The sequence below is a fragment of the Methylosinus sporium genome (assembly GCF_003113265.1).
Taxonomy (GTDB): Bacteria; Pseudomonadota; Alphaproteobacteria; order Rhizobiales; family Beijerinckiaceae; genus Methylosinus; species Methylosinus sporium.
This window is the reverse complement of the sequence record NZ_PUIV01000027.1, coordinates 21,615-42,740: the sequence shown is the minus strand read 5'-3', so window position 1 is coordinate 42,740 and position 21,126 is coordinate 21,615. Positions and strand designations below refer to the sequence as shown.

Annotated in this window: 11 protein-coding genes and 6 pseudogenes (1 of these 17 cut by a window edge); 11 read left to right on the top strand and 6 right to left on the bottom strand. The window is 61.9% G+C overall.

What is annotated here, in order from left to right; translation table 11 throughout:
• Window positions 1–22 precede the first annotated feature (22 nt).
• Window positions 23–217, bottom strand: coding sequence for a hypothetical protein (locus tag C5689_RS14580; protein ID WP_108917995.1), 195 nt, complete (start codon window positions 215–217; stop codon window positions 23–25).
• A 51-nt stretch (window positions 218–268) separates the two neighbouring features.
• On the opposite strand from C5689_RS14580, the pseudogene C5689_RS14575 reads away from it, so the two are divergent.
• Window positions 269–610 (top strand): annotated as a pseudogene (locus C5689_RS14575) (IS6 family transposase); the annotation flags it as partial.
• A 72-nt stretch (window positions 611–682) separates the two neighbouring features.
• Window positions 683–1,054, top strand: a pseudogene (locus C5689_RS14570) (IS6 family transposase); the annotation flags it as partial.
• 63 nt (window positions 1,055–1,117) lie between these two features.
• Here the strand turns inward: C5689_RS14570 and C5689_RS14565 are convergent.
• Window positions 1,118–1,785, bottom strand: a pseudogene (locus C5689_RS14565) (IS6 family transposase).
• 197 nt (window positions 1,786–1,982) lie between these two features.
• Between C5689_RS14565 and C5689_RS18865 the strand changes: the two are divergent.
• Window positions 1,983–2,192 (top strand): hypothetical protein, encoded by a 210-nt coding sequence (locus C5689_RS18865; RefSeq protein WP_244594720.1) that lies wholly within the window; start codon window positions 1,983–1,985, stop codon window positions 2,190–2,192.
• Between the two features lie 266 nt (window positions 2,193–2,458).
• On the opposite strand, the gene C5689_RS14550 is transcribed toward C5689_RS18865, so the two are convergent.
• The 3 genes from C5689_RS14550 to C5689_RS14540 are packed head-to-tail and all read right to left on the bottom strand — an operon-like array spanning window position 2,459 to window position 5,352.
• Window positions 2,459–3,502 (bottom strand): PLP-dependent cysteine synthase family protein, encoded by a 1,044-nt coding sequence (locus tag C5689_RS14550; protein WP_108917992.1) that lies wholly within the window; start codon window positions 3,500–3,502, stop codon window positions 2,459–2,461.
• Window positions 3,503–3,509: 7 nt separating this feature from the next.
• Window positions 3,510–4,481, bottom strand: coding sequence for a class I SAM-dependent methyltransferase (locus C5689_RS14545; protein ID WP_108917991.1), 972 nt, complete (start codon window positions 4,479–4,481; stop codon window positions 3,510–3,512).
• Between the two features lie 4 nt (window positions 4,482–4,485).
• Window positions 4,486–5,352, bottom strand: coding sequence for a DMT family transporter (locus C5689_RS14540; RefSeq protein ID WP_108917990.1), 867 nt, complete (start codon window positions 5,350–5,352; stop codon window positions 4,486–4,488).
• 121 nt (window positions 5,353–5,473) lie between these two features.
• Between C5689_RS14540 and C5689_RS14535 the strand changes: the two genes are divergently transcribed.
• Both C5689_RS14535 and C5689_RS14530 read left to right on the top strand, forming a co-directional pair.
• A complete protein-coding gene (locus C5689_RS14535; RefSeq protein WP_108917989.1) occupies window positions 5,474–6,394 on the top strand; it encodes a LysR family transcriptional regulator in 921 nt (306 codons plus the stop codon).
• Between the two features lie 191 nt (window positions 6,395–6,585).
• Window positions 6,586–7,290: pseudogene (locus C5689_RS14530) on the top strand (IS6 family transposase).
• A gap of 41 nt (window positions 7,291–7,331) precedes the next feature.
• Here C5689_RS14530 and C5689_RS14525 read toward each other — a convergent pair.
• A pseudogene (locus C5689_RS14525) lies at window positions 7,332–7,511 on the bottom strand (IS256 family transposase); the annotation flags it as partial.
• Window positions 7,512–7,936: 425 nt separating this feature from the next.
• Here C5689_RS14525 and C5689_RS14520 point away from each other — a divergent pair.
• The 6 genes and pseudogenes from C5689_RS14520 to C5689_RS18690 form a co-directional block, all read left to right on the top strand.
• Window positions 7,937–8,521: a toxin-activating lysine-acyltransferase gene (locus C5689_RS14520; protein WP_108917988.1), complete on the top strand. Its 585-nt coding sequence runs from the start codon at window positions 7,937–7,939 to the stop codon at window positions 8,519–8,521.
• A 3-nt stretch (window positions 8,522–8,524) separates the two neighbouring features.
• Entirely contained in the window at window positions 8,525–9,553 is a 1,029-nt protein-coding gene (locus tag C5689_RS14515) for a DUF4261 domain-containing protein (protein ID WP_108917987.1), read from the top strand.
• The gene (locus C5689_RS14510) at window positions 9,553–10,287 is read left to right on the top strand and encodes an imm11 family protein (protein ID WP_108917986.1); all 735 of its coding nucleotides are present in this window, start codon (window positions 9,553–9,555) and stop codon (window positions 10,285–10,287) included. Before C5689_RS14515 ends, C5689_RS14510 begins: the two co-directional genes overlap by 1 nt.
• Window positions 10,288–10,419: 132 nt before the next feature.
• Entirely contained in the window at window positions 10,420–11,157 is a 738-nt protein-coding gene (locus C5689_RS14505; protein WP_108917985.1) for an imm11 family protein, read from the top strand.
• Window positions 11,121–11,444 (top strand): annotated as a pseudogene (locus tag C5689_RS19130) (AHH domain-containing protein); the annotation flags it as partial. The gene C5689_RS14505 and the pseudogene C5689_RS19130, both read left to right, overlap by 37 nt.
• A 282-nt stretch (window positions 11,445–11,726) precedes the next feature.
• Window positions 11,727–21,126 carry the 5' end (the start) of a tandem-95 repeat protein gene (locus C5689_RS18690; protein WP_244594719.1) on the top strand. Its footprint extends 21,320 nt past the window's final position, so only the first 9,400 of its 30,720 coding nucleotides appear in the window; it begins with the start codon at window positions 11,727–11,729; its stop codon lies beyond the right edge, outside the window.

Genomic DNA, 21,126 nt, shown 5'->3' with positions numbered 1-21,126 from the left:
CGTCTCGGTCTCCCCGATCAGTTCAATCCGCTTCGAGGATCTCGTCGGAGCGAAGCACCGACGTTTGGGCCGGCGCGAGGATCGGCGCGATCGTCTCGGTCACGCGGCCGTCATGCTCGAAGGCGATGCGCTTCAGCGGCGCGCGATAGAGCGAGCAGAGATTGTCCTCGGTGAGTATCTCGCGCGCCCTGCCGAAGAGATAATGGTTCTGGTGCAAAACGGCGTAAGCGGGACATAATCCGTGAAGGGGGAACCGGACGCTGGGGTAATGGGTGATGCTGAGCGTGGACGATCTTTTCAAAGACGCCATTTCGACCGCGAGATCATCGTTCTCTGCGTGCGGTGGTATCTGCGATACAAGCTCAGCTTTCGCGATCTCGTGGAAATGATGGCCGAACGCGGCTTGTCTTTGGCTCACACGACCATCATGCGCTGGGTTCAGCGCTACGTTCCAGAGTTCGAAAAGCGGTGGAACCGCTTCGCGCGCCAAACCGGCGGATCGTGGCGCGTCGACGAGACTTATGTCAAGATCAAGGGCCGCTGGGTTTATCTCTATCGCGCCGTCGACAAAGCGGGAAAGACGGTGGATTTTTTGCTGCGTGCGAAGCGAAGTTCTAGTGCAAACGGCGCGCGGGAGGCATAATTGCGTGGGCGAGACGCAATGGGGCTGGGGTAATTGGCGATGCTGAGCGTAGACGATCTTTTCAAAGGCCGCCATTTCGACCGTGAGATCATCGTTCTCTGCGTGCGGTGGTATTTGCGATACAAGCTCAGCTTTCGAGATCTCGTGGAAATGATGGCCGAACGCGGCTTATCTTTGGCCCATACGACCATCATGCGTTGGGTGCAGCGCTACGTTCCCGAGTTCGAAAAGCGATGGAACCGCTTCGCGCGGCAAGCCGGAGGATCGTGGCGCGTCGACGAGACCTACGTCAAGATCAAGGGCCGCTGGGTCTATCTCTACCGCGCCGTTGACAAGGCGGGGAAAACTGTGGACTTTTTGTTGCGCGCCAAGCGAGATGTCGCCGCCGCCAAAGCGTTTTTTCGTCGAGCGTTCAAGAGGGTTCTGTCGCAAATTTTGTCTACAGGCGCGCCGGGCAAGTGAGAATGACGTGGCTCAGGCGGCGAGGGAATAGAATTGCTGCGCAGGACGCATTTCGTTCGTCGTTCGCATCTGCCCCTTTCGGATCATGTGCATCAGCTCGATTCCAGAAAGCGTCGCGGCAGCCGATCGAAATGATTTGAAACCCAGCGTCGGACGCGTCACGCGTTTCACTGCTCGATGGTCCTGCTCGACGATATTATTGAGATATTTGATGCGCCGGATTTCGATGTCCGCTTCACGCTCCTCATTGTAGCTTTCGATCGCTGCTGTGTTGGCTCCGCTCTTGTCGATCGTTATATTCTTCGGCTCTCCGTGCCGGCCGATCGCCTTGCGCAAGAAGCGCAACGCCGCTTTGCAATCCCTCTTGGCCGTCAGAAGGCGACCGTCGCACCCGCTTTGTCGACGGCCCGATACAGATATTTCCAGCAGCCTTTGACTTTCACATAAGTCTCATCGAGACGCCAGCTCGACCCGACAGCGCGCTTGCGAGCACGAAACTCCTTCTCCAGCAAAGGCGCATATTTCGCGACCCAGCGGTTGAGCGTGGAATGGTCGACCTCGACGCCGCGCTCTTCCATCATTTCCTCGAGCTGACGATAGCTCATCGGATACGCCACATACCAGCGGACGCCCCACAGGATCACGTCGCGTTCAAAATGGCTGCCCTTGAAATCGATCATCACGCTATTCCGCCTGCCCCAGCCCGGCGATCATAGCCCCAACCGGCCCGCGAGAAAAATTCGCGACAGAGCCCAAGCTGGTCGGTCGCTGGCGCATCGTCGCGGCCGACCTCTGGGATCGCGCCTATCTCGACCTCTGCGGGCAGGCGGAGATCGTCATCGACGCCGACGGACGCGACGAAATCGCGTTCGGCGCAATGCAGGCGCCCCTCGATCTCGCATACGGCCCAACCTCGATCGCTTTCACATGGATGGGCTTCGACGAAATCGACGAAGTCTCCGGCGAAGGGACAGCCGAACTCGTCGATGACGGTTCGATCGAGATCGAGTTCGAATACGAAAACTGCGACGAGGCAGCCCTCAAGGCGACGCGAGACGGTTTTTCAACCAGCCTGCTTGAGATTTGAAAAATGGCGATGGAGTCCGACGATGGCAGGATCATGGAAGAGATCGGCGGGCTACTCGTGCACGCCGACCTTTGCCGCCTCGCTGCGCGAGCCGCTATCGTAGATCGACGCCAAGGCGAGGAGACGAGGCGACTGCGGCCCGTCCTTCGAACGTTTTGCTATCGCCAGCGAGGTTCCCGCATCGTAATCGCCCCGAAGCCCAAGCGCTGCCCATGACGGCCTCCTATATTCTCCAAGTCGGGAATCCCACGACGTGAGTTGGTCTCTCAGAGATTTGGCATCAGATGCTTATCCGGGACGAAACTCGCGTCTCGTTTCGGGACCAGCGTGCCGGGGTCACGGAAGGGTCGCATTTCATGGTCCACCAACCACTCATCGTTGTAAATTTTGGAAATATATTTCACGCCATTATCTGGAAGAACGGTCACGATGCTTCCGGGTTCTTTCATCCGGCGTGCGAGTTGAATGGCGCCCCACACGTTTGCGCCCGAACTGCCGCCGCACAGCAAACCCTCCGAGCGTGCGAGGTGATGGCAAGTGGCGAAAGCGTCTGCATCACTGAATTGGAGGACGTCCGATAGGACGGAAAAATCCATGCACTTTGCCAAATGGTCTTCGCCGACGCCCTCGACGTGATAGGGCGCGATCTGTCCTGGATCGACTACTCCTTGATGAAAATATTTGTGGTAGATTGAGCCTAATGGATCGAGCAGAACAATGTCGATCGCCGGATTTTTCGCACGAAGATAGCGACCTATTCCAGAAATCGTCCCTCCCGTGCTTCCCGAAGCGACGAATGCGCTGATCTGCTTGCCGAGGGCCGCCCATATCTCCGGGCCTGTCGATCGAAAATGGGCTTCGGCGTTGAGCGGATTGTCATATTGGTTCAGCATGAACGAGTTCGGTGTCTCCGCATGTACGCGACGCGCGGTTGCCACATAATGTCCCGGGCTGTCCGGTGGGGCGGAAGTGAGACAGACGACGACATCGGCACCCATCGCCGTGAGCGCATTCTGCTTCTCCTTGCTCACTTTGTCCGGCATGGTGAGAATGGCCTTGTAGCCGCGCATCGCTGCGAGCATCGCGATCGCCGCCCCGGTGTTGCCCGACGTATTTTCGACGATGGTCGAACCGGAACGCAAGATGCCGCGCCGCTCGGCGTCGTCCAGTATGTAGCTGACCACTCTGTCTTTGATGCTGCCGCCGGGATTGAGAAACTCCAGCTTGGCGAATATCCGCACGTGACGGGGAATATCGAGCGTCGTCAGCTCGAGCAGCGGCGTGCCCCCAATAAACGATTGCAGTCGCATGGAGTCCTCACTTGACCGATTCGAGAATGCCGACGGTGTGGCCGATATCCTGGCCGGCGCGCAATTGGATCAGGGCTTCAGTCGCCGTGATCTCGTGGCTGGAGAGAGCGGCCTCGATCGCGAGCGCCTGTGCTCCGGCTGCATGGACCGACATGCCCTCGAAGGTCTCTGCGAGAATGCTCGCCGGATAGAAATGGAACGGGCCGTGTCCGCGCACCTCCCATGCGGCGTAGCCTCCGATCACCTCTTCCGGTTCCGACTGTCGCTTCCATGTGTAGGTGAGGATGTTGCCGTGGTAACCTGTATGCTCTGCGAGATTCAAGATTTGCCGGAGCGGAACGCGGCCGCCGATGGAAGACAGTACGCGCCCGCCAGAGCGCAACATCGGACGAGCTTGCTCAAGCGCGAGATAGTGCAGCGTAATGAGATATTGTTCCGCGAACTTCGGAATAGCCTCCGAACGCTTCGTGATGAAGGTCGAGCTGGTTTGTCCATCTCGGATGTCCCCCGCCTCGGACAGGGGGATGTTCGGAAGATTCTCGTAGATGACGTCGAAATTGTCGGCCTCGCCGGCGAGAGGCGCGAGAATGTCCCCTGCCCCGGAGATGAGTTCGACCCGAACATCGGGGCGCAGATTGTCGAGAATGTTGTGGCGCGCGCGATCGACGACGTCCTGATGAAGATCGGTGAAAGCAACCGTATCGGATTTGAGTATCTCTATTGCGGCGAGGGCGTCCAACCCGGCTCCCGTGCCGATCGTGCAGAAGCGCGGGACGGAGGCGCCCGTTTGAGCAAGGGCTTTGAATGCCGGCGTCGCAACGCTGGCGACCCAGTCGCTGCGAAGATCGTTCGACTTGGGGAGATAGGAGCGATCGGTCAGGCCGATCTCGAGCGAGTCACGTATGCGCAGCACGGTCGGCAGCTCGAAGAAATCGGTCGGTGAAACACTGATACGAGTGTCTATTGCGGTAATGGTCATCGTATTACTCCTTCTTTCGTGGGGCTGAAATAACCAGAGCCAAGCCGCTCGCGACGATCGCAGCGCCGGAAAAATCGAGAATGCGTAACGGCGTCTTGAGCACGAGAGCGGATAGAACGACGCCGAAAAATGGATTGAGGAGGTGGTAGGAGGACGCCGTGGCGGCACCGGTCAGTCTTATGAGCAGTAGCCACAGTCCCATGCCGCCGATCGTCACCACGATCACGAGATAGAGAATGGCCGCAGCACTCTCGGTCGTCGGCGCAATCAAAGGTCTTCCAAAGAAATAGGCGATAGGCAACAGGACAACGGCACCGGTCATGGACTGCCAGAGATTCAACTGATCGATCGGATAGTGCTGTGCTCGCGCGTGGAACAGCACCGTCGCCAATGAGAACGAGGCGGTTCCCAAAATGGCGAGAGCAATGCCCGTGAGACTCGCGATCGCCCCGAAATCGATGCCGGTGGCGAGGATTACGCCCGAAAAACCGAGCGCTATGCCCGCGGCCTGTCGAAGCGACATCGCTTCGCTCTCGAAAAGCCAAGACAGCAGCAGAGTGAAAAATGGTGCGCAGCTGACGATGACGACGACTAGAACGGGCGAGATATAGTTCAGCGAATAGAACGTCAGACCAAGATATGCACAGTTGTTCAACAGGCCGAGCAGAACGCCTGTCTCGACAGCGTTCCTATTCGGCTTCGGTCGCGTGGCGACGACGAGCACGCCGAGAAGGAGCGACGCGATCATGAAGCGGACGACCAGCACCGTGAAAGGATCGTAATCGCGGAGAGCTATCTTTCCGACTACGAAAGCTGAACTCCAAATGGCGCTGAAGACGATTACTAAAACAGAGAGAGAAGTCCGCAACATCACGAGCCTCGCGAGGTTGTGAAGAACTATGGGGGAATGGGCATTTGCAGTAAAATTAGTAATTTGCGGGCGATATAAGTGCGCCTAATATGCCTTGTCATCGACAGCATATGAGGCGAGCATGAGCGATTTGCAGAACGACCGCGCGCGATCGGATGCGATCATGGGAGATCGTAGGATCACGCTCGAGCATCTTCGAGCATTCGTGGCGGTCAGCGACCATGGCGGTTTTCAGCGTGCCGGCAACGAACTCGCGCGCTCACAATCTGCGATCACGCAGGGCCTCAAAAGGTTGGAGGACATTCTTCGATGCGTGCTCGTCGTGCGTGATCGTGGCCACTTCGCGGGGCTAACCGAGGATGGCCATCGCTTCATTGGACCGGCGCGTGAGATTCTGGTGAAGCTCAACGACACGGTAGGGATCATGAGACAGCCGGATGCATCTGACCGGATCGCGCTGGGTGTCTTGGACGACTTCGAGGTCGAGCATTTGAACTCCCTCGCCGCACGCTCCCTCGAGAGCAATTCCAATCTGCGCGTCGAAGTCGTTTCCGGCCTGTCGGAGCAATTGAAAGAACAATTTTCCAGAGGCGCGCTGGATATCGTTCTCTACAAGGACATGGCGGAGGACAACCGCGTTGGCTGCGAGTGCAATATGCGGGTCATTCGTGAGGAGCCGCTGCTCTGGGTCGCCCGCGAGAGATTTCGTTTTGATCCGAGCTGTGCGCTACCGCTCGTCACCTTTCCAGACGGCTGCGCCTATCGGCGCGCGGCGATTCAGTCCCTGGAGACGACGGGCGTTAAATATTCGATCGCCTATTCAAGCGCATCCTACGAAAATGTCCGCTCGGCCATCAGCGCGAGGTTGGGAGTGGGAATACTCCCGAAGAGCGCGGTCGGCCCCGATCATGCGATCATGTCCAAAGACGTTGGGCTCCCCACCGTGCCGAACATTCGCCTGGTGCTCGCGATCCGCAATGGTTCGGCGCGGTTCGACAGATTCGCGGGCGACCTTCACAAGATGCTGACCGGACCGAAGTAACGAAAAGGCGATCAGATATGCTGACAGCCCCGTGACAAAGGCATTTGATCGGCCTCAACGCGCCGGAATCGAGTTTATGTGAGATCGTCCGCGAAAGGGTTGCAGTGCAAATTGAGGGAATGGGCACGCGATCAGGTTCGGGCGATGTCAGGTTAACGTTGGCGTAGGCAATTCCGGGTGATACGGATCGGATGACCGAGCCGCCGATCAGCTATAAGCGTCACCGCTTTCCGCCGCAGATCATCGCCCACGCGGTGTGGCTGTATTTTCGATTTCCACTGAGCCTACGACTGGTCGAGGAATTGCTGCTCGAACGCGGGGTCCTGGTTTCCTATGAGACGGTTCGCGTCTGGGCTAAAAAATTCGGACCGGATTATGTCCGGCGCTTGAAGCGAAAGAAGCCGAGCCGACAAGACATTTGGCATCTCGACGAAGTCGTCATCACGATCAATGGTGAAAAGCGCTATCTCTGGCGCGCTGTCGATCAAGACGGATATGTGCTCGACGAAATCGTCCAGATCCGCCGCGACACACGAGCTGCCAAGCGATTGTTGGAGCGGCTTTTGCGCAAACAAGGCTGTCCTCCCAAGCGCATGATCACCGACAAACTCGGCTCCTACGGCGCCGCCCGGCGCGAGATCATGCCGAAAGTGGAGCATCGCCAACACAAGGGTCTCAACAATCGCGCGGAAAACTCGCATGTTCCCATCCGAAAGCGCGAGCGAGCGATGTAAGGTTTTCGTTCATGGAGTGGGCTTCAAAGATTCGTCGAAACCTTTTCCGCCGTCCGCAATCTCTTCGTTCCACCGCGTTCACATCGCTCCGCAATCGCTACTCATCTGCATCGCCTCCCGGCGATGGCGGAGTGGAAATCCGTCACGCTGACCGTCGCCTAAAATTTGACCGTCGCGCGACATTTGCACCCTTCTCGAGTTAATCTGACATCACCGCGCTGGGCCAACTGGTCGGGCGAGCGCTCGCCGAGCGCGGCGCCGATCTTCGCGCCGACCTCCAGCTCCATCAGCCGCTCGGCGGCGAAACCGATCATCTCGCGAAGGAAATCGGCGTCGGGGGACTTTTCCAGAAGCGCCCGCAGGCTCATCATCTCGTCGGTCATCGGTGGGTACCTCGGTTGCGTTGAGATTCGCAAACCGACCTAACCGGAGAATCGCCGATGACCGTCGCAAGCCGCTCGCTCGCTACGGCGCTATGAAAAGCGCGCTTCGCGAGCGGCTTGCTCCCGAGCTGCTACACCATCGGAGGGGACACGACCCGAGGTCCGAGCTTGTTGTCAGCGTAAAAAATCACAAACTTGGAGATGACCTCTCGAACAACGCGCAGGGGACGCGGACCCTGCAAAAAAAATCTTATGGCTAAGCCCATGTCCGACAAAAGGGAATGCGCGTCGAGCCGGCGGCCGGCGGCCTCTTCGCGTCGCGGGCGCTTGAAAGGGCTGTTGCTCTCTTGATAACAATGCACCCTGAGTAGGGCTCGCCTCGGCGAGTCGGCGTCGCGCGGCAATTTTTTCCAAGGTGAGCGATTATGGAGCCGAGTCTTTTCAAAAACGGAGATGGACAGCGGCTGCCGCCGCCCGCGCCGCCGCTCTCCGACGAGCAGAAGCGCCAGATCGCCGCCTTTCGCGAGCATGTCTACGGGAGCCTCGGACGGGTCGTGCTGGCGATGGCGGCGACTCCGCGCTACCGGCATCATTCGCTCGCCGATTTGCAGTCGCTGGCGCTGGAGCCGCTGCTCGCCGGGCGAGTCGCGATCGCCATGGCGACGGAAAAGGACGGCGAGCCCACGGCCGCCGCTGCGGGCGTCGCGATCTGGGCGAGCGTGTCGGAGGAGGTCGACGCCAAGATCAGGGAGCAGATCAAGACCGGCGTGTTTCCGCTGCGCCTGAAGGCGCAGGAATGGGCCAGCGGCGACAAGCATTGGCTCCTCGACGTGATCGCGCCGACGCAAAAGCTCGCGTCTTTGGTGGTGGCGAATTTCCGGCAGGTGGTGAAGGGGGGCGAGTTGCGCATTCATCCGATGGCGGCGCGCATGGTCGATAAGGACATGCTCGAGCGGATGGCGGCTGCGTCCGCCAGCGGCGGAAGAGGTGAAGGCGGAAGAGGCGCATGATGCATGGCGCGAAATATCGAGACCGTCGGACACGCTCATGCGCGAAAAAATGCAGATCTAAAAAGCGACGCTCCGAGCGATGTCTCGACGCACGGCGCCGCCATCGGACGATGTCGAATTGATGAAGAAAGCGACGAGGCCCAGACCGCGATGAGCCATTTCATCACCTATCTCGCGTTGGAGGGGCGGTCGAGAGCGTCGGCGGCGCAGGTTATGACGCGGTATCGCGAACTCTTTACGGAGAAATGCTTCTCGATCCGGGCGGCGGAAGACGGCTCCGCAATAGAAGAGAAGCCTTTCGTTCTCTTGCTCGATGACATTGCGGTAGCGGTGATGTTCGTTGAACGTCCACTGCCGCTCGATGCCTGTGAGGAGGCCCTCGCCCTCGACATTGTCTGGCCCGAAGCCCGCCAGACCATGATGGAATGCCATGCCCACGCCATCGTCGCTCTCATCGGAGACCCTCGAGAGCATTTGGCGGCGCTCAACGGCGCCGCCGCGGTGACATTGGTGGCCGGGGCGCTGGCGGATCTGCTCGAGGCTCCCGCCTTGGTGTCCAGTGAAGGACGCGTTGTCATGAAGCGGGCGGACTTCATGCCGCTCGCCGTGGCGCTGGCCGATCTCGAGCCGCCGGTCCCCTTCTGGACGTCGATCGCGTTTTTCTCGGCGCCCGACGACGGTGGCGGACAGAAGCGGATCGGAGCCGCGAGCTATGGGCTCCAGCCGTTCATTGGTCGAGAGCTCGAATTCCAACCGGCGGCTCTGCAGCCTTATGAGATCGCGCGGCGTCTGGTCGGGCTTTTTCAATATCTCATCCTGAACGGCCCGGTCATCGAGGATGACGACACGGTCGGGGTGACGAAGGAAGAAAAAATACGCGCGCGCCTCGCGCCGCAAGGCAGAAGGCCGGGGCTTCCGATCATCGAATTGACGCTCGAGCGTCTCGACGATCATGCGCCACCCGCAACCTTTCGCCAGTCGGGCGCTCCTGCATCCGGCTCCCGAAAGGTCTTCGGCAAGAGGGGGCTGTGATGGCGGCGGTTCGAAAGAAAACGGAGGCGACGCCCGCAGTGTATTTGTTTCAGGCGGATATGGGCACGGTTCGAAGGCCGAGGTTCGATTTCGTCGAGAATGAAGAAAAAGAGAAGCTTTTCAAGGGCTACAAGCGCCTGACCCCTTCCGCGGCTCCGCTGAAAAGCAACGTCTATGCGAAGCAGCAAGACACAAAGAAGCTTTGCGACATTCTCCCGATCATCGGTTTCATTTGCGTAAGCCGCCGGGTGATGGATGTGATCGAGGAGTTTGAAAAGGGCGTCCATGTCTTTTACCCCGTCCATCTGCTGGACAAGGATGGAGCACCTTACGCGGAAGAATACTTCCTTCTGCTTCCAGGTCATCGCTTCAACGCGTTCATAGGCTCGTCCGAAGCGAGCTGGAGCGAAACAGTATCGGGAAAGCCGTATGCGCCATTCAATCGCGGGGGAATTATGAGCCTCAGAGAAATCGCGGGCCGGCACATATGGTGGCAGCTCTTCGCGCTGCCTAGTTACATTTTCATCTCTGGCGAGCTCCACGACCGTTTCGAAAAGGAGAAGTTTCGCTATGCGACCTACGATCGTTTAGTCGCCTCCGACATTCCCTGGACAGCCGAAGAGCAGATGGGGCCTTTTCTGCGCTGGGCCGAGGAAGATCCGAAACGCATCGCGGAGCTCGTCGAGGAATATCCCGACTGGGTGCGTCGACACCGGCCGCAATGGATGGATTGAGCACCTTCATAAAAAATTTGAGAGGGTTATTGCCATGGGGTTCACAACGTCGGCGCGGCCCGGTTTCCAAAATCGCCAATCGGGCGCTCCTGCGGCCGGCTCCCGAAAGGTCTTCGGCAAGAGGGGGCTGTGATGGCGGCGGTTCGAAAGAAAACGGAGGCGACGCCCGCAGTATATTTGTTTCAGGCGGACATGACCACCAATCGAAAGCCGATGTTCGATTTTGTCCAAGACGAAGGAAAAGCGGAATTCTCCGCCGTTTATCGGGGCAAATCGAAACTGGCGCAGCCCCAGAAACACAAGTTGTATGCGAAGCAGCAAGACACGAAGAAGCTTTGCGACATCCTTCCGCTTATCGGTTTCATCTGCGTAAGTCGCCGGGTCAAAGAGGTGATCGAGGAATTCGAAAAAGGCGTCCATGTCTTTTATCCCGTCCATTTGCTAGCCAAGGACGGAGCGCCCTATGCGGAAGAATATTTCCTTCTGCTTCCAGGGCATCGCTTCAACGCGTTCATCGCGGCGGCCTATCCGAAGTGGGACGAGACGGTGTCTGGAGAGCCGTATCTGCCCAGCCCTCCTCTCGGAGGAAGCATGAGCCTTCGAGAAATAGCCGGCCGGCATCTATGGAGACAGCTTTTCGCCCAACCGGAGAGGATTTTCGTCTCCGGCGAACTCCATGATCGTCTGGAGAGAGAAAAAATCCGCTACGCGACCTACAGTCGATATGACGCCTTCGATACTCCCTGGAGCGCCGAAAAGCAAATGGCGCCTTATCTGCGTTGGGCGGAGGAAGATCCAAAACGGATCGCCGAAATCATAGAAAAATATCCGGAATGGGCGCGCCAGCATCGGCCGCAATGGATGAATTGAGCATTGCAAAAAAAATTGAAAGGATGATTGCTATGGGGTTCGCAACGTCGGCGCGATCCGGTTTTCAAAATCAGCATATCATTCCTCAAGAACTCGCAAACCATCCGGTTCTGCGAGTTCTCGGGACCTTGTTTGATATCGACGACAACACGCACAACCGTCTTGAACTTCCGTCGTCGAAAGAAATGGCGAGCGCGACGGGGCTGGCCTTGGCGCCGGATGCCGTTCACAGAGGCTCCCACCCCGCCTATACGCGATATGTTCGGGAGATGCTTAATGATATTCAGACAAAATTCAACATCAGTGATGAGGGTGTTATCTCCGATCATGGAAGACTGGCCGAACTAGACAATTACATAAAAAATTTCCAGAATTTTCTCGCCTCAAAGCATACCTCTCTGCCGGGCGTAGACAAGTCGTCGCTGCCAGCCGCCTTCGTGTTGAACAACGCAGACCCTCGCTTGCAAGGACTCGGCGGGCTTTCGACAGATGAAATATATGCTAGGTATTACGCTCAACATAAATCCCTTGGTGTGTTGGAGGGCGATTCTTTTTTTAGGAATCGTGCTGTGTTGCAGGCTGCGGGCCTCGATTGGAACAATCGCTTCGATGGTCCGAACGGCAATACCAGCGTCAGCAGCAGGCTCAAGATCATCGAAGCGTTTCAAAAGGCCGGTCTGCACGACATCAACGGGATCGACCTCGCTGAATATGACGCCCAGAAAGTCGCTAAAAATGTCGAGCGAAAGGCGCTCGGCAAGCTCGACGCCTTAAAGAACGTCATCGAGGCAGCCAGTAAGAACTCGAGCGGATCGGTCGGGGTGGGTGGAAAATTTGTCGGTCTTTCCGACAAGCTCGGCGCACTCGACATGACGATGATCGGCCTCATCGGGCTCGGGCTCTATCAGATTTCGAAGGATTTGAATATTTCGGTCGCTGATTTGATCAAGGAATTGAAGCTCGACCTTTCTCCGGAGCTGCTGAAAGACGCCGCCGCTGGCGTAACGAAAATGATTTTCGAAAATGCCGCGCTGACTCTACTGACCGGAGGCGTCGGCACTGCGGTGCGTTTCGCCTATGACGCGAGCGACTCGACCGAGCTCGCGAAGCTCACATTCCAAATTCTGGACGTCGCCTTCCCCGAATGGGGGCTCGGCGCGACGTTCAAAGCCGTGTCGGACGAGCTGTCGAGCGAATACGAACATATCCAGCGCCTCATATCGAGTGCAATTACGAAGGCGGCGTTCAAGCTCAGCGGCGCCAAGGCGATGACGGTCGTCGATGGTGAGGAGCGTTTGGACTCGGGTCAGTTGACCGTCGCGGGCGACGATCAGATCGACTTCATGATGGCGAAGGGTTACGCCGACATTCGCGGAAACCAGGGAGACGACTGGCTCATTCACAGCGGGTCAGGGCAGGCTTCGGGGAATGAAGGGAATGATTTTCTTTTTGCCTGGAAGCCCGATTTCATCCGACAAGGGGAGTTCCTCGATCATGTTTCGGGGCCCGTCGCGGAAACCGATCTTCATCTCACGCTCGATGGCGGCGCCGGGGACGATTGGCTCGTCTCTCTCGGCGGTGAAAGGGCCATTACCGCCGGCGGCCTCGGCCGCGACTGGATCTTCAACACGTCGGACGGCGGCGAGCTCTGGGGGGATGTGGAGGGCAGCGTCTCGCTCGGCGGCGGGCGCTACGCCTATTTCGAGAATGGCGAGCAGAAGATCGTCGAGGACGGACACGATAATTCGGACAATTTCTGGTACGCGTCGAACACCACGATCATGGACGCCCAGCACAATGACGTGCTGAAGTTCTATGGCCTGCCGCTGACCGGCGGCGACGCCAATGGCGGCGTGGCGGGCCTCGCGATCAACGGGTTGGTCGGCAGCGCGATCGGCTTCGCCAACATCCTGCAGGGCAATCTCCAGGACCCGACCCGAGGGATCTATCAGGACCATCTGCTGCCCTGGATGACCTACGGCTTCAAATATGACGCCGAGGGCAACCTCGACATGTATGTCACCAACCAGTTCGACCAGCTGTTCCGCGCGGTGTTCGGGCTGGACAGCAGCGCGCTTTCCACGCCGTCCGACGGCGCGCTCAACGGCTGGATGAAGATCGAGAACGTCGATATCGTCGGCTCGCGGCTCGGCGCCGGGCAGTTCGGCCTGGAAGGCGAGGGCTCGCTCGGCATGGTGTTCCGCGCGGTCAATCCGCTGCAGGCGCTCCTGCCGGTGCTCAACCTCGTTCCCGGCGCGATCGGGGCGGCGCTCTATTATTCCGTTTACGCCGACACTCTCTTGTCGACCGTGGCGGCGACGCAGCGCTTCGCCAAGGCGCTCGAATGGTCGGCCGGCAACGACCCGCTGGTCATCGACCTCGACGGCGACGGCCTCGAGGCGACCGGCCTCGCGCGAAGCCATTCATGGTTCGACCTCGACGGCGACCTGTTCCGGCAAAAGACCGGCTGGCTCGATGGCGACGACGGCTTCCTCGCGCTCGACCGCAACGGCAATGGCCGGATCGATGATATTTCGGAGATGTTCGGCGGCCGCTTCGACGGCGGCTTCGCCGATCTGGCGCAGCATGACGGCAATGGCGACCGCAAGATTACGATGGCCGACGCCGTTTGGGCCGACTTGCGCGTTTGGCGGGATGCGGACGGCGACGGGGAGACCGATGCGGGCGAGCTGAAATCGCTCGACGAGCTCGGCGTCACCGAGCTGTCGCTGGCGTCGACGCCGCTCGGCGCGACCACGGCCGCGGGCGCTCGGCTGCTGTCGTATGGCTCGGTGACCTTCGCCTCGGGCGAGGTCTCGACGATGTTCGAAGCGATCTTCGCCTCGAGCGACACCGACACCAAATACGCCGGCGAGGCGGGCAAGGCCGATTGGCAGGCGGGTCAGAGGCTCGACGCCAAGGGGTTCGGACGGATCACCGACCTTTCGGTCGCGATGGCCAATGACGTCGCGCTGGAGGAGCTCGCGACCTCCACCGCCGCCGGCATGACCTCGATGAAGCTGGGCGAACTCGTCGCGCAGGCGGGCAAAGTGCTGGGCAAATGGGGCGAGAGCCTCGAGCTGACGCGCGAGCTGACGCCTGTGCTGATCGGCGCCGATGCGGACGGCGGGGCGGCGTTGCTCGACCGCGGCGTCTATGTCGAGGATGCGCAAGGGGGGTATTGGACGCTCGCCAGCGGGGCGTCGGTGACTGACGCCCAAGGCGCGCCCATCGCGCGCGCCAGCCTCGAGGAGCTGCTCGCCATGGGAGGCGGCTGGCGCCTCGAACAGATGTGGTCGCCGTCGGATCGCGCCTCGGCGATCCAGTTCCGCGCGGAAGCGCCGTATCTGATGCAGGTGGTCGACGGCCGTGCGGCGATCCTCGACTATGGCGTCGAGCAGGCCGACGGCGCGTGGAAGCTCGCCTCCGATCCGGCGACGATCTATGCGACGAAGGACGACATCCTCGCGCTCGCCCACGACGCGGGGACCGAGTGGCGCGTCGAGCAGATCGGCTTCAACCCCTATGCCGATCTTCCGGTCGACCGCATCGGAGTGCGCTTCACCAACGGACAGGCGGTCGACTACACCGTCGAGGTTACCGACCGGGACGGGACATTCTACGTCTGGGCCCGTAACCTCGACCGCGCGATCCAGCTCGAATGGAAGACCGGCGACAGCCGCGAATTCAACCTGCGAAATTACGCGATCGATTTCGATACGCTCGACGAAGTCGATTCGGCCGACGATTCCACCTACCGCGTCGAGATGCTCACGCCGGCGCAGTTCCACTTCGCGACCTCGCTCGGCGGGATCGACTTCCAGCCGCAGATGCTTTCGGCGACGCTCGATAACGCGACCGGGCATATCGACTATGCGGTGGGGCCGACCGGAAGCGCCAATCTTTCGAGCGATCCGGGACGCTACGTCTCCGGCGTCGGCGCGATGATCGACCTTCTCCAGCCGGTAATGGAGCAATATGTCGTCACCTCGCGGCGCTTTGCCGTGCGGCTGGCGTTGCAGGGCGGTCTTTCCGATTTCGCGCGCGGTTTTACTTACGACGTGACGAGCGATTCCTACCACTCGGTTCCTGTGGTGGTCGACACGGCGACGGGCGAGACGCGCAACCGCGAGCTCGCGCCGCTGTTCGAGGCGATCTTCGAGGCCGCGCCCGCGTCGAACGACAATGATGCTGTGCTCGACTACCTTACCGACTGGAACGAGATTCTCTGGCAGATCTACCCGGACTACAAGCCGGCGGGCGACGCCAACCCGCTGGGCGGCGCGGTGGCGGTCGACCAGGCCTTCATCATGCAGATGCTGCTGCCCGCGTTCGAGACGATAGGGGTCGACCTCGATCTGGAAGGCGTGGCGCACGCGCTTTCGATCGACGAGACGCGGATCGTGCGGCGCCAGGCCGCGGAGGCCGAAGTCGCCGGGACCGACGGCGACGATTTCTTCATTCTGACGGCGGGCGACCAGCATGTGACCGGCGGCGGGGGCTCCGACTACTACTTCGTGGGTCGCGGCTCGGGCGCCGACGTGATCTACGACCAGGATCTGAACGACAACGACGAGCTGCGCTTCACCGACGTCTATGCCGACCAGGTCGAGGCCTTGCGCATCGGCCAGGACCTGATCCTCCGGATCGATAACGGCGCGCGCGAAATCCGGTTGACCGACCAGTTTCTGGGCGAGCTCAACGACTACCTTTCGAGCGGCAAGCAGTTCGAGACCGGGGTGGACGCGATCGTCTTCGCCGACGGCGCGGTGTGGGACCGTTTCCGCATGGCGATGGAGGTCGTCGACAAGGACCGTGTGGCCGGAGTCTATAACGACAGTCTGATGGGCTCGGGCTCCGCCGACATATTGTGGGGCGGCAAGGGCAACGATTACATGAGCGGCAGCGCGGGCGGCGATTTCTATATCTTCGAACGCGGCGACGGACAGGACGTGATCGACGACCAGGGCGCGTTCTCCTTCGGCCTGGCCAAGGCGGGGATCGACTTCCTGCGATTCCAGGGCGATATCGCCGCAAGCGACCTCGAGCTGACCCGCGACGGGGAGAGCGACAATCTCACGATCACGCTGCTCGCGGACGGGGTCGAGACGAGCGACGCCATCGAGATCGTCGGTCAGTTCGCGGGCATACGCACAGGGCTGGGCCTGTTCGGCGACCTGCTCGGCAGCAGCGAGGGGCTGGATTATGTGGGGCCGAACCTGATCGAGCGCTTTGTCTTCGGGGACGGCTCCAGCCTCGAGTTCACCCAGATCATCGAGCAGGTTCTCCAGAACGCGAAGACCGACGGCGACGACGCGATCTACGGCTTCCTCAACGACAATACGCTCGACGGCGGGGCGGGCGACGATTTCCTGTCGGGCAAGGAAGGCGACGACACCTATATCTATGGACGCGGCTACGGCCGCGACGTGATCCTCGACAATGCGATCCCCGGCCTGTTCTCGCCGCCGCAGCACGACAGGCTGCAATTCGCCGACGACCTCCGCTGGACCGACCTCGAATTCCTGCGCGAGGGCGCGAGCGACACGCTGACGATGCGCGTTGCCGGCGCGACGGACGAGGTCACGCTTTCCGATTTCCTCGAGCAGGTCCCGATCCTCGGCTTCATCAACCTCATCGAGGACGTCGTCTTCGGCGACGGCACGACCTGGTCCGCCTACAAGCTCGCCCAGCACTATATCGATATCGCGAAGACCGACGGCGACGACACGATCTACGGCTTCGATCCGCTGTCCGACGAGATCGACGGCGGGGCCGGCGACGATACGCTGATCGGCTTCGACGGCAACGACGCCTATCATGTCGCCGCGGGCGAGGGGAACGACACGATCCTCGACAGCTCGGGCGCCGATCGCGTGCTGTTCGGGGGCCTGGCCTCGACCGACGTGACCTTCACGCGCACCGCGCTCGACCTCCTGGTGGTGGTCGAGGCGACCGGGCAGCGCATAACGCTGCAGAACCAGTACGTGCGCGACGGCGCGCAGACTTACGCGGTGGAAGACCTCGTCTTCACTGACCGCACGGTCTCGTTCCTCGACGTCAATCCCGAGGACATCGACCTCGTCGGCGCCGGCGCGGACGAGACGATCACCGGCTCGAACTTCGCCGAAACGCTCGACGGGCGCGACGGTAACGACACGCTGATCGGCGGCGACGGCGGCGACACCTACAAGTTCGACGCCGGTTATGGCCAGGACGTCATCATCGACCGCCGCTTGCGCGCTTCGTGGCAGGACCGGCGCGGCGTGCATGTGCCGGTGGACGATGTGGTCGAGTTCGGCGGCGGCGTCACCCGCGACGAGCTGGTCTTCACCAAGGACGGCGACGACCTGCTGATCTCGATCACCGGCCGAACCGACACGCTGCGCATCAAGAACCAGTTCCGCGACGCCGAGGACGGGGTGGAGCTGTTCCGCTTCTTCGACGGTTCGACGATCAAAATATCCGACGTCGAGGAACTGCTGCAGATCGCCGGGGGCAATCGCGGCGACAATGTGATCGAAGGCGTCGTCGACCAGCCCAACGTGCTCGACGGGCGCCAGGGCGACGACACGCTGATCGGCGGCGCCGAGGGCGATACCTATGCCTTCACCGCCGGCTATGGTTTCGACACCATCATCGAGAAGGCCGACGCCGCGAATGTGATCGACCGCGTGGTGTTCGGCGCCTCGGTGCGCGCCGAGGACATCGCCGTCAGTCGCAATGGCAACGACCTGCGGATCGATCTCGGCGACGGGGTCGACGTGCTGACCGTGGTGAATGGCCTCACCACCACGCGCGTCGAGCAATATGAATTCGCCGACGGCGCGGTGTGGACGATCGATCAGATCATCGATCGCATGCTGACCGGCGCCGGCGCCGACGACCATCTGATCGGACTCGACAACCGCAACGACACGATTTCGGGCGGCGGGGGATCCGACGCGCTCGAAGGCGGGCTGGGCGACGACACCTACCGCTTCGGCGTCGGCGACGGCAGCGACAGCGTCTACGATGTCGGCGGGATCGACCGTGTCGTGTTCGGCGACGACATCACCAGCGACATGCTGACCTTCGCCAATGTCGACGGCGACCTGGTGATCTCGATCACCGGCGCCGAGGACCATCTGGCCATCCTGTCGGGCTACGCGCTCGAGCCGGTCGAGAGCTTCGAGTTCGCCGACGGCGCCGTGCTGTCGCTGGCGGACGTGCGCGCGCTGATCCGCGACGCCATGCCCAACGCCGGGCAGGACATCGTCGACATGCGCGAGCTGCCCGCGGGCAGCGTGCTGCGGCCGGGCTCCGGCAACGACCGCATCATTCTGGCGAATGACGCGCGCGTCGAGATCGGCCAGCTCGAAGGCGTCGACAGCGTGGAGATGCCCTCGGGCGTCACCACCGCCACGGTCGCGCTGCTGGCCTATGCGTCGAGCGACGCCGTGGTGCGCATGGCTTCGCCCGATTCGACCGACCTGATCGTCGCCTTCCCCGCGACCGGCGACCAGCTGATCGTGCGCGGCGCGCTGGGCGGCGGCGCGCTGCCCTCGATCGAATTCGCCGATGGCGCGGCGTGGGACGGCGCGGCGCTGGTCCAGGCCTCGATCGCCGGGCAGGAAAGCGCGGGCGACGACGTGGTGACCGGCAGCGCGCGCGCAGACCGGCTGGCGGGCGGTGCCGGCGACGACGAGCTGAGCGGCGGCGCCGGCGACGACGCATTCGCCTTCGCGCGCGGCGACGGGCGCGACGTGATCGGCGATGCGTCGGGCGCCGATAGGCTGACGATCAGCGGCTATGCCGCGTCCGACATGCGCGTGTCGCAGATCGATCCGGCGCGCACGGAGCTGCTGCTGACCTTTGCAGACAGCGGCGACCAGATCGTTCTGCGCTACACCTCGGCCTGGAGCGGCGTCGACGCCGTCGTCTTCTCTGACGGGACCAGCTTCACGCGCGACCAGTTGCGCGACCTCGTCGCTGGCGCGGGGACTCGGCTGGATGACCGCCTGACCGGCTCGGCCCGCAGCGAGACTTTCGCCGGCGGCGCGGGCGACGATGTGATCGTGGGCGGCGGCGGCGACGACGTTTACCGTTTCGCGCGCGGCGACGGGCAGGACCGGATCGAGGGCAACGGCGGCGCCGACGGCAAGGGCGTGCTGGCGTTCGGCGCCGGCATCGCGCTCGCCGACATCGATGTGTCGCGCGATCTCGACGGCAATCTGGTGCTGGCGATCGCCGGCGGCGACGACCGCGTGACGCTGGTCGGCGTGGCGGGCGATCCCGACGCGGTGGTCGGCGCGGCGACGTTCGCCGACGGCGCGCGCGTGACCTACCAGGCGCTGGCGCTGATGGCGGCGGCGACCGGCGGCGACGACCACATCGTGACGCCGGGCGACATCGCCCAGCCGGCGATCGGCGCGGAAATCTATGGCGGGCTCGGCAACGACCACATAGAGGGCGGCCGCGGCGCCGACGTCATCACCGGCGGGCTCGGCGACGACCGGCTCGAAGGCGGCAATGGCGCCGACATCTACTATTTCGCGCGCGGCGACGGGCAGGACACGATCTCAGATGTCGAGACGAGCACGGGCGCGACCCCGCTCGACGCCGTGCGTTTCGGTCCGGGCGTCGCGCCGAGCGATATCCGCTTCCTCTCGGTCGGACCGGCGGACATCATCATCGGGATCGTCGGGACCGAGGACCGGCTGACGCTCGAGGACATGTTGCGCTCCGGCTCCTCGACCACCGATTATGGGGTCGAGCGATTCAGCTTCGCCGACGGCGCCGAGTGGCTGCTTCCCGACATACTGTCGCGCGCGGCCGCTTCGACCACGGCGGGTGACGATACGATCGACCTCGGCAGCCAAATCGACGTGACCGCCACGCTCGACGGCGGCGCGGGCGACGATTTGCTCGCCGGCGGCGTCGGCGACACGACTTACGTGTTCGGGCGCGGCTATGGCCGCGACACGATCAGCGAGGGCGCGACCTGGAGCGGGTCGGACGATATGCTGCGGCTCGGCGCGGGCGTCGCGCCGGCCGATGTCGTGGCGGTGCGCGACGGCGCCGACATCGTGTTGCGCCTCGTGGGGGCGGACGATCGCCTGAGGATCCTCGGCCAGGCGACCGCGTCCAAGCCGCCGGTCGACCGCGTCGTCTTCGCCGACGGAACGGTGTGGAGCGCGGCCGAGCTGCTGGCGCGCGCGCTCGATCCCGCGGCGGCGGAGCGCATGCTGCATCCCTCCGACCCGAACGCGGATCCCTTTGCCGATCCGATTTTCGCGACCGCCGCGGGCGGGGGCGACACCGGCTCGGAGTCGTCGCCGACGGTGGGCGTCGCCGCCAGCCAGACGCTGATCGACTCCTATGTCGATGGGCTCGCCGTGGTCGGTTCGGCCAGCGCGCTGGGCGACGGCGCCTACCAGCTCACCCCCGCGTCGGGGAACAAGGCGGGCGCGGTATGGGGCGAGGTCGACATCGCCGACGACGTGGTGTGGACCACGAAAATGCTGTTCGGCCAGAGCGACGGCGGCGCGGACGGCATGTCCTTCGCGGTCCAGAACAACAGCGCCGCCGCGCTTGTCGGCGGCGGCGGCATGGGCGCGTTGACGCCGGGCTCGTTCGGAATCATCTTCGACACCTGGGGCCAGAGCGCCGACTTCAGTCAGTTCGTCTACAACGGCCAGCTCAACGACAGCGCCTTCGATCCGCGCCACGACTACGCGCAGCTCGAGGACGGCGCGTGGCGCGACGTGGTGATTTCCTGGTCGGCGGCGACCTCGACCTTCTCCTACAGCGTCGACGGGGTAGAGATCGGCTATAAGTCGGTCGATGTGGTCGACCGGCTGTTCGGCGGCGACAGCCATGTCTGGTTCGGCTTCGGCGGGGCCACCGGCGGCGCCTATAACGATCAGCGGGTCCAGATCGTCTCGATCCAGACGACCGCGCCGGGCGCGGCCGATCCGGACACTGTCG

What these genes read in the sequence shown, in the direction of transcription:
- C5689_RS14520 (WP_108917988.1), top strand. Translation starts at nt 7,937, where the DNA reads ATGGAGCCGAGTCTTTTCAAAAACGGAGATGGACAGCGGCTGCCGCCG.
- C5689_RS14540 (WP_108917990.1), bottom strand. Translation starts at nt 5,352, where the DNA reads ATGTTGCGGACTTCTCTCTCTGTTTTAGTAATCGTCTTCAGCGCCATT.
- C5689_RS14505 (WP_108917985.1), top strand. Translation starts at nt 10,420, where the DNA reads ATGGCGGCGGTTCGAAAGAAAACGGAGGCGACGCCCGCAGTATATTTG.
- C5689_RS14535 (WP_108917989.1), top strand. Translation starts at nt 5,474, where the DNA reads ATGAGCGATTTGCAGAACGACCGCGCGCGATCGGATGCGATCATGGGA.
- C5689_RS14550 (WP_108917992.1), bottom strand. Translation starts at nt 3,502, where the DNA reads ATGCGACTGCAATCGTTTATTGGGGGCACGCCGCTGCTCGAGCTGACG.
- C5689_RS18865 (WP_244594720.1), top strand. Translation starts at nt 1,983, where the DNA reads ATGCAGGCGCCCCTCGATCTCGCATACGGCCCAACCTCGATCGCTTTC.
- C5689_RS14515 (WP_108917987.1), top strand. Translation starts at nt 8,525, where the DNA reads ATGGCGCGAAATATCGAGACCGTCGGACACGCTCATGCGCGAAAAAAT.
- C5689_RS14510 (WP_108917986.1), top strand. Translation starts at nt 9,553, where the DNA reads ATGGCGGCGGTTCGAAAGAAAACGGAGGCGACGCCCGCAGTGTATTTG.
- C5689_RS14545 (WP_108917991.1), bottom strand. Translation starts at nt 4,481, where the DNA reads ATGACCATTACCGCAATAGACACTCGTATCAGTGTTTCACCGACCGAT.